The 8,563-nt window shown below is 72.0% G+C and carries 9 protein-coding genes and 1 pseudogene; 6 read left to right on the top strand and 4 right to left on the bottom strand.

Annotated features, from left to right (window positions below):
- Nucleotides 1-133 precede the first annotated feature (133 nt).
- Nucleotides 134-754, top strand: coding sequence for a class I SAM-dependent methyltransferase (locus V7004_RS14110; protein WP_334144765.1), 621 nt, complete (start codon nt 134-136; stop codon nt 752-754).
- Between the two features lie 53 nt (nt 755-807).
- Here the strand turns inward: V7004_RS14110 and V7004_RS14105 are convergent, their stop codons facing one another.
- Nucleotides 808-1,926: an acyl-CoA dehydrogenase family protein gene (locus V7004_RS14105; RefSeq protein WP_334144764.1), complete on the bottom strand. Its 1,119-nt coding sequence runs from the start codon at nt 1,924-1,926 to the stop codon at nt 808-810.
- A gap of 52 nt (nt 1,927-1,978) precedes the next feature.
- Between V7004_RS14105 and V7004_RS14100 the strand changes: the two genes are divergently transcribed.
- The 5 genes from V7004_RS14100 to pgi are packed head-to-tail and all read left to right on the top strand — an operon-like array spanning nt 1,979 to nt 6,867.
- Complete coding sequence (locus tag V7004_RS14100) at nt 1,979-2,662, top strand: hypothetical protein (RefSeq protein WP_334144762.1); 684 nt, start codon at nt 1,979-1,981, stop codon at nt 2,660-2,662.
- 34 nt (nt 2,663-2,696) lie between these two features.
- Nucleotides 2,697-3,752 (top strand): phosphogluconate dehydrogenase (NAD(+)-dependent, decarboxylating), encoded by a 1,056-nt coding sequence (gnd, locus tag V7004_RS14095; protein ID WP_334144760.1) that lies wholly within the window; start codon nt 2,697-2,699, stop codon nt 3,750-3,752.
- A 2-nt stretch (nt 3,753-3,754) separates the two neighbouring features.
- On the top strand, nt 3,755-4,699 hold the full coding sequence (locus V7004_RS14090; protein WP_334144759.1) for an aldose 1-epimerase: 945 nt from the start codon (nt 3,755-3,757) through the stop codon (nt 4,697-4,699).
- 10 nt (nt 4,700-4,709) lie between these two features.
- On the top strand, nt 4,710-5,207 hold the full coding sequence (locus V7004_RS14085) for a flavin reductase family protein (protein WP_334144758.1): 498 nt from the start codon (nt 4,710-4,712) through the stop codon (nt 5,205-5,207).
- 31 nt (nt 5,208-5,238) lie between these two features.
- Nucleotides 5,239-6,867, top strand: a complete 1,629-nt coding sequence (gene pgi / locus V7004_RS14080) for a glucose-6-phosphate isomerase (protein WP_334144757.1) — start codon at nt 5,239-5,241, stop codon at nt 6,865-6,867.
- Nucleotides 6,868-6,878: 11 nt separating this feature from the next.
- Here the strand turns inward: pgi and amrA are convergent, their stop codons facing one another.
- The 3 genes and pseudogenes from amrA to V7004_RS14065 form a co-directional block, all read right to left on the bottom strand.
- Entirely contained in the window at nt 6,879-7,451 is a 573-nt protein-coding gene (amrA, locus tag V7004_RS14075; protein WP_334144755.1) for an AmmeMemoRadiSam system protein A, read from the bottom strand.
- Nucleotides 7,448-8,257 carry an AmmeMemoRadiSam system protein B gene (gene amrB / locus V7004_RS14070; RefSeq protein ID WP_334144754.1) on the bottom strand — a complete coding sequence of 270 codons (810 nt, stop codon included), beginning with the start codon at nt 8,255-8,257 and terminating at the stop codon, nt 7,448-7,450. The genes amrA and amrB overlap by 4 nt, the downstream gene beginning before the upstream one ends.
- Nucleotides 8,254-8,563 (bottom strand): annotated as a pseudogene (locus tag V7004_RS14065) (hypothetical protein); the annotation flags it as partial. The pseudogene V7004_RS14065 and the gene amrB, both read right to left, overlap by 4 nt.

The raw sequence follows: 8,563 nt of genomic DNA, 5'->3' as shown, positions 1-8,563 counted from the left end.
GGCGCGGGCGGTGGCCCGCTGGGAGGATGCCTGCTGCTCACCCGCGATCGATAGACGAACCGCGAGCGGGCGCGACCGAACGAGATCGGACGAGATCGGACGAGATCGAACCAGACCGACGAGGGAGGCCAGCGTGGGTTTCTACGACGACCAGATCGTGCCCCGGGTCACGAACCTGGTGCTCGGCACCCGCCAGATCGGCAAGCTCCGGGCTCGGGCCCTCGCCGAGGTCACCGGCACGGTGGTGGAGCTGGGCTTCGGCTCGGGCACCAACCTGCCCTACTACCCCCCCGCCGTGGAGCGGGTACTGGCTGTCGAGCCGTCGGAGGTGGGGCGCAAGCTGGCCCGCGGTCGCCTGGCCGCCTCCCGCATCCCGGTCGAGTTCGTGGGCCTCGACGGGGCGCGGATCCCGCTCGAGGACTGCTCCGTCGACAGCGCGGTCAGCACGTGGACGCTGTGCACGATCCCGGACGTGGACCGGGCGTTGGCGGAGGTGCACCGGGTGCTCAAGCCGGGAGGTCGCTTCTTCTTCCTGGAGCATGGGCTGTCGGACGACCCGAGGGTGGCGCGCCGCCAGCATCGTTGGGACCGGGTCGAGCAGGCGATCGCCGGAGGTTGTCACCTCGACCGGGACATCGCGGCCATCGTGCGAGGCTCACCGCTGGCGCTCGAGCAGGTGGACACCTTCACCATCCGGGGCCCGAAGGTGCTCAGCTTCATGTACACGGGTCGGGCCGTGAAGGCTGCGGCCTGACGGCGGCCGGCGAGCCGCCCGCTGGCCCGCCCCCCGGCGAGCCTCGCCGCTCCTCAGCCGATCACGATCGACGCCAGCTCGTCGAGGTGCTCCTCCGCCGTACCCCACAGGGTCTGCAGGGTAAGGAGCCGCTTGTAGTACAGGTGCGCGTCGTGGTCCCAGGTGAACCCGATGCCGCCGAAGACCTGGATGGCGCTGGCGGCCACCCAGGCGAAGGCGTCGCTGCTGAACGCGCCGGCCATCGTGGCGGCCCGGTGCCGCTCGGCGGGCTCGGCGTGGTCACAGGCCCAGAGCGCGTAGTACACCCCCGCCCGACCCACCTCGACCTGCCGCAGCATGTCGGCGCACAGGTGCTGTACCGCCTGGAAGGATCCGATGGGCACCCCGAACTGGTGCCGGTGGGTCGCGTACTCGACCGCCAGCTCGAGGGCCCGCTCCGCGGCGCCCAGCCCGTCGGCGGCCAGTGCCAGCCCGACGGCGTCGATGACGGCTCCGATCGCCGCCGTGTCGTCCCGGTCGTCGTCGCCACCGACCCTGCTGGCCGGCGTGGCGTCGAGGGTGATGGTGGCGAAGGAGCGGGTGAGGTCGACCGAGGGGGTGGGCTCGGCGCGCAGGTCGGCCCGCTCGACGGCGAACAGGCCCAGGCCGGCGGTGGTCGCGGCGAGCACGAACACCACGTCGGCCGCCGGTCCGCCGAGCACCCAGGTCTTGGTCCCGGTGAGCCGCCACTGGTGCCCGTCGCGCACCGCGGTGGTTGCCGGCCCGCGCCAGCGGAACCTCGGCCCCGGCTCGGCGGCGGCCAGCGCGCCCACCACCTCCCCGGAGGCCAGCCCCGGCAGCCAGCGGTCGCGGTCGGCCGGGGAGCCCGCCGCGGTCACGGCTCGCACCGCGCCCACCGCGCTGGCGAGCACCGGCCCGGGGTGCACGGCCCGGCCTAGCTCCTCCAGCGCGACCCCCATGGTGACCAGGTCCTCGCCGGCCCCGCCGTGTTCGGCAGGCACGAGCAGCCCCGTCACCCCGAGCCGGGCCAGCCCCTGCCACACCTCGTCGGTGGTCCCCCGCTGGTCGCCGAGCAGCGAGCGCACGTAGGGGCGAACCGGGGCCCGGTCGGCGAGGAACCGCCGGATGCTGGCCCGAAGCTGCTCCTGCTCTCCGGACAGCTCGAAGTCCACGGTCCGATCCTGCCACAGCTCACTGACACTGATGTCAGGTACGGTCGGGCGCATGACCCTCTCCCCCGACGACATCGAACGGCTGTCGACCCCCGCCTGGGAGCGGGCCAAGCAGGCCGTCGCGGCCGGTGAGTGCGACGAGGCGATCCGGCTGATCGACGCCGCGGTGGCGGGCTGGCGGAGCCTGCAGGACTACTCGATCAACTGGATCACCTCGCTGCTGTCGTTCATCGGGGAGGAGCTGGGTGAGGAGGCGGTCGAGCGCGCCCTGCGGCGCACCGGTGAGGAGTACGTCCGTCCCCGGCGCTCGGGGCCCGTCGAGTGGGCGGAGCTTCCCGCCGAGGTACGGGCCCGGGCCATCGCCCGGGCGATGGTGGCGAACTTCGGCGAGGTGGAGGTCAGCGAGGACGACGAGAAGATCACCCTGTCGTTCCGGTGCGGGAGCGGCGGCCGGCTCCTCGACGAGGGACGCTACGACCAGCCCGGCGGTTACCTCGTGCTCCGGGAGCGATCGGGGCGCACGTTCGGGCGCGACGAGCTCCCCGTGTACTGCGCGCACTGCTCGGTGAACAACGAGATGCAGCCCATCGAGTGGGGCCAGCCACCGGTGAGCGTCGAGCACCCGCCGACGGGCAAAGGCGAGCCGTGCATCCACCACGTCTACCGCGACCCGCGGGCCGTGCCCGACGAGGTGTACATGAGACTCGGCACGCGACCACCCGATCGGACAGGATGACCACCGGCACGACGAACGACGCGAGGGGCGCACGATGCAGCTCGGAATGGTGGGATTGGGGCGGATGGGGGCCAACCTGGTTCGCCGCCTGGTCCGTGACGGGCACCACTGCGTCGTCTACGACGTCGCCCCGGGCGTCGCGGCGCAGCTCGCGGCCGAGAACGAGGCCATCACCGCTGCCGGCTCGCTCGACGACCTCGTCGGGAAGCTGACCAGCCCCCGGGCGGTGTGGATCATGGTGCCCGCCGCTTTCGCGGGCCAGACGGTGTCGCAGCTCGCCGGGGCGATGAGCGCGGGGGACATCATCATCGACGGTGGCAACACCTACTACCGCGACGACATCGACCGGGCCGCCGAGTGCGCGCAGGCCGGCATCCACTACGTCGACGTGGGCACCAGTGGCGGCGTATGGGGGCTCGATCGGGGCTACTGCCTCATGATCGGGGGTGAGCAGCAGGTGGTCGAGCACCTCGACCCGATCTTCCGCTCGATCGCCCCTGGGGTGGAGGCGGCGGCACGAACCCCCGGTCGCCGTGGCGACCCGTCGCCGGCGGAGATGGGCTACCTGCACTGCGGCCCGTCGGGCGCGGGGCACTTCGTGAAGATGGTGCACAACGGCATCGAGTACGGCCTCATGGCCGCCTACGCGGAAGGGCTCAACATCCTCCGGCATGCGGGGGTCGGCCTGCACCCCCAGGAGGCCGACGCCGAGACCACCCCGCTGCGCGATCCGCAGTACTACCGGTTCGAGATCGACGTGGCCGAGGTGGCCGAGCTGTGGCGGCGGGGCAGCGTGGTGGCGTCGTGGTTGCTCGACCTGACCGCCATCGCCCTGCACGAGGATCCTGACCTCGGTGGGTTCGAGGGCCGGGTGTCGGACTCGGGCGAGGGGCGCTGGACGGTGCACGCGGCCATCGACGAAGGCGTGCCGGCCCACGTGCTGTCTGCGGCCCTGTTCGAGCGCTTCGAGTCCCGCGGCGCCGCCGACTTCGCCGACCGGGTCCTCTCGGCGATGCGCAAGCAGTTCGGCGGGCACGACGAGAAACCCGCCGGGGGGAACCCCGGGAACGACGCCGGGACGACCCCGTAGCGGTGGCCGCGCCTCGCGCCCGGGTGCGGACGTTCCGGGGCTGGCCCGCGGTCGCCCTGGCCGCCGGGGATCTCGAGGCCATCTTCCTGCCGGGCCTCGGCATGCTCGGGGTGTCGCTGCGACATCGGGGCCGGGAGCACCTCAGCCTGCACGGCGGCCTCGCCGCGTACGCCGAGGGACACACCACCGGTCTGCCGCTGCTGGCCCCCTGGGCCAATCGCCTGGCCGGCTTCGAGTACCGGATCGGCCACCGGGTGGTGCGGTTCGGGGCGGGCACCCCCGGGGTGCAGCTCGATCCGAACGGCCTGCCCATCCACGGCACCGTGTCGGCCCGCCCGTGGGAGCTGGTCGAGCTGTCGGCGTCGGCCGAGGCAGCCGCGCTCGCCGCTCGGTTCCCGTTCGGTGACCACCAGGACCTGCTCCGCTCCTTCCCGTTCCCCCATGAGCTGCGCATCGACGCGCTCGTCACCCGGGAGCGGTTGCGGGTCACCACCTCGGTGGTGCCCACCGGGCGGCGGGCGGTGCCGGTGTCGTTCGGCTGGCACCCCTACGTCCGCCTGCCCGGGGTACCCCGCCGTGAGCTGGTGGTCCACCTGCCGGCCCGCCGGCACCTCGAGCTCGACGAGCGCATGCTGCCCACCGGGCGGGCCAGGCGAGAGCCGGCTGAGGACATCGCCCTGGTCGACCGCACCCTCGACGACGGCTACCGGCTGGGGAGGGAACGGGTGCTGGCCCTCTCGGGTCGGGGGCAGCGCGTGGAGCTGCGCCTCGACCGGGGCTACCCGTTCGCGCAGGTCTACGCCCCGCTCGGCAAGCCCTACGTGGCCCTCGAACCGATGACCGCTCCCACCAACGCGCTCGTCACCGGCGACCACCCGACCGTGCCGGTCGGCGGCTGCTTCTCGGCGACCTTCGACGTGGTGGTGGGCGGGGAGGTGCGCCCGTAGCCTCGGGGTCATGGCTGTCGACGAGGAACTGCTCAACCGGGTGACCTGGAAGATCCCCAACGCGCTGGCCCTCGTGGGCTCCCGGGCCGGCGACCGGCGCAACGCCATGACCACGAGCTGGATCACCCAGCTCTCGATGGAGCCGGTGCTGATCGGCATCGGGGTGGACAACACCGCCGTGACCCACCAGTTGATCAGCGAGGGTGGCTCGTTCACCGTGAACCTCTGGGACGCCGAGGACACCAAGGTGTTCGTCAAGTTCTCCAAGCCGGCGGAGGACGACGGGGCCACGCTCAACGGCCGGCCGGTGCGCACCGCCACCACCGGCGCGCCGGTGTTCGAGGACGCCATCGCCTGGATGGACTGCGCGGTCCGTCAGGCGATCGACCTCGGCACCCACACGTTGTTCATCGGCGAGGTGGTCGATGCGGCGATCAACCGCGACGACGTGCGAGCTGCGGCGATGAGCGACACCCGGATGAAGTACGGGGGCGTCAAGCGCCACTGAGACCAGGACGTGGCTCTGGCACAATCCGGCCATGTCCATCACCGAGTCTCCTGCCTGGCGCGCCCTGCAGGCCCATGCCGAGCACATCGCGAGCCTGCACCTGCGTGATCTGTTCACGTCCGACCCCCGCCGGGGGGAGACGATGTGCCTCGAGGTCGGTGACCTCTATCTCGACTACTCGAAGAACCGGGTGACCGCGCAGACGCTGCGCCTGCTGGCCGACCTGGCTCGAGCGGCGGGGGTCGAGCAGCTCCGTGACGCCATGTTCGCCGGGGAGAAGATCAACGTCACCGAGCATCGGGCGGTGCTCCACGTGGCCCTGCGGGCACCGGCGGGCACGGTGATCGAGGTCGACGGCGTCAACGTGGTGCCCGAGGTGCACCGGGTGCTCGCCAAGATGCGTGCCTTCGCCGAGCGGGTCCGCAGCGGCGAGTGGACCGGGCACACCGGCAAGCGCATCCGCACGGTGGTGAACATCGGCATCGGCGGCAGCGACCTCGGACCGCACATGGCCTACGACGCGCTGGTCGACTTCAGTGACCGGTCCATCGAGTGCCGGTTCGTGAGCAACGTCGACGGCAACGAGTTCTGGGAGCTCACCCACGACCTCGACCCCGAGGAGACGCTGTTCATCATCTCCTCCAAGACCTTCACCACCCTCGAGACCATGACCAACGCCCACACCGCGCGGCGCTGGGTGCTCGAGGCCCTGGGCGGGGACGAGCGCGGGGTGGGCCGCCACTTCGTGGCCGTGTCGACCAACACGGAAGCCGTGGCCGCGTTCGGCATCGACACGGCCAACATGTTCGAGTTCTGGGACTGGGTCGGTGGCCGGTACAGCTACGACTCGGCGATCGGTCTGTCGCTGATGATCGCCATCGGGCCGGACCGCTTCGAGGAGATGCTGCACGGCTTCCGCCTGATGGACGACCACTTCCGCCACGCCCCGATCGAGCAGAACATGCCGATGCTGCTGGGCCTGCTCGGGGTGTGGTACGGCGACTTCCTCGGCGCGGAGACCCTCGCCGTGCTGCCCTACAGCCACTACCTCGGTCGTCTCACCCCGTACCTGCAACAGCTGGCGATGGAGAGCAACGGCAAGTCCGTCGACCGCGAGGGCCGACCGGTGGCGATGCAGACCGGGGAGATCGTCTGGGGGCAGCCGGGCACCAACGGCCAGCACGCGTTCTACCAGCTCATCCACCAGGGCACGAAGCTCATCCCCTGCGACTTCATCGGGTTCGCTCGCTCCCGCCACGAGCTCGGGAACCACCAGGACGTGTTCATGGCCAACTTCTTCGCTCAGCCCGAAGCGCTGGCGTTCGGCAGGACCGCCGAGGAGGTGGCCGCCGAGGGCGTTCCGCCCGAGGAGGTGCCCCACCGCACCTTCCCCGGTAACCGCCCCTCCAACTCGATCCTCATCTCGGAGCTGTCACCGTTCACCCTGGGCCAGCTCATCGCGCTGTACGAGCACAAGACCTTCACCCAGGGCGCCATCTGGAACATCAACAGCTTCGACCAGTGGGGGGTCGAGCTGGGCAAGAAGCTGGCGCAGGACATCATCCCCGAGCTCGACCCGGCCACCGAGCCCGACCTGGGCCACGACAGCTCGACCAACGCGCTGATCCGTCGGTACCGGCGGTTGCGTGCCGGCCGGTAGCCCGGGCAGCGTTACTCGCCGAACTCCACCGTCCGGTAGCGGAAGATCCGCAGGTTGGGGGGCCACTCGCCGGGACGCAGTCCCGCTTTGTCCCAGAGCAGGTCGAGGAACCGGCCCCGGTCCGGGAGCTGCTCCCACACCGAGGGCAGGAAGGTGCCCCGCCGGTGCCCGGCGGTCACGAGCAGCCCGTCGACGCCCGGTCGCAGCTGCTCGGTGAGCGCCTCGCGGCTGGCGGCCTCCATCGGCTCGAGGCCACCGAGGACGCTCACCTTGACCGTCATCCGGTGGTAGTCGTCGCGGGTCACCGGAGGCAGGCGGGGGTCGCCGAACGCCGCCCCGTAGGCGTTGTGGGCCACGTCGGCGAGCAGGGGGCGCACCGGTTCGATGGTGCCGATGCAGCCGAGCAGGCGTTCCTCGCGCCGGAGGGTGACGAATGAAGCCCCCGGGGCGCGCAGCGGCGGGGAGTCGGCGTCGTCGACCGGCGCTACGAGCCGGCGGTGCACGAGCCCCGCGTGGATGGACGATCGGGCCGCGTCCAGCAGCGCCAGCCGGTCCTGCTCGGACAGCTCGGGTGGTGCGGTCATGACGACCCCACCGCGAAGGCGCCGTAGCCGACCACCCGGTCGCGGGGACCGGCGGTGTCGCCACTGTTGCGCAGGTCCAGCAAGGCCACGTCCAGACCGCGCTGGCCGGCGAGCTCGAGCAGGCCCGCCAGGGGATACGCGCCACACGCGTCGTACGGGCCGATGGCGTGGAGGTCCTTGCCCACCACCGCCGCCGCCGTACGAGCGTCGTGTACCTGCGCCCGCTCGTAGGGCTCGTAGTGGCTGAGGTCGGTGCTGAGCACCAGGAGCGTCGCGTCGTCCCACAGGGCGTCGAGGACGGTGGCGACCGTCGCGGGATCGGCGTGACCGACGACGAGGGGCAGCGCCGACCAGCCCTCGGGGCCGAGGACCCTCTGGAGGAAGGGGAGCTGCACCTCGAGCGAGTGCTCCGCGGCGTGCGGCCGGTCGTCGACGCTCACCTCCGGATGCTCGCGAGCGATCGCCAGGAGTTGCTCGTCGACGGGGACCGGGCCGAGGGGGGTGAGGAAGGTCGACGACCGGGGCACGGCCATGCCCCGGAGCGGTATCCGGTGCGACGGGCCGGCGATCACCACCCGGCTGACTGCTCGGCGCCGGTCCCGCACCAGGGCGTACGCGCTGGCCGCGATCGGACCGGAGTAGACGTAGCCGGCATGGGGCACGATGACCCCCGCGGGCGGTCCGGTCGCTGGCGTGGGGGGCTGTGCCGCGGTGAGCTGCTCGTCGACCAGGGCGGCGAGCGCCTGGGCGTCGGCCGGGTAGAACGAGCCCGCCACCGCTGGCGGGCGCACGCCGGTGGCGTTCATCGGTGACCCCGTCCGGCCAGCCGCACCGGCACCCGCTTGGCGCCCCACTCCCCGGGTGGGCCGTCGAACCGTCCGGCGATGGTCGCGCCGCAGGCCGGGCAGCGGCCGTCACCGGTCAGGTGGTACTCGTTGATCACGTACCAGTCGCGCTCCACGCACCGCGCCCCGCACGACGGGCACCGGGTGGTGCCGCCTTCGGGATCGTGCACGTTGCCTGTGTACACGTAGCGCAAGCCGTTGCCCAGCGCGATGGAGCGGGCCCGGCGCAGGGTCGCGCGACTCCGGCACGAGGAGCAGCGCGAGCGG

Source organism: Rhabdothermincola sp., from assembly GCF_036846205.1.
Lineage (GTDB): Bacteria > Actinomycetota > Acidimicrobiia > Acidimicrobiales > Acidimicrobilacustridaceae > Rhabdothermincola.
Note: the sequence above shows the minus strand (reverse complement) of the source record. Positions and strands in the feature narration are given on the sequence as shown.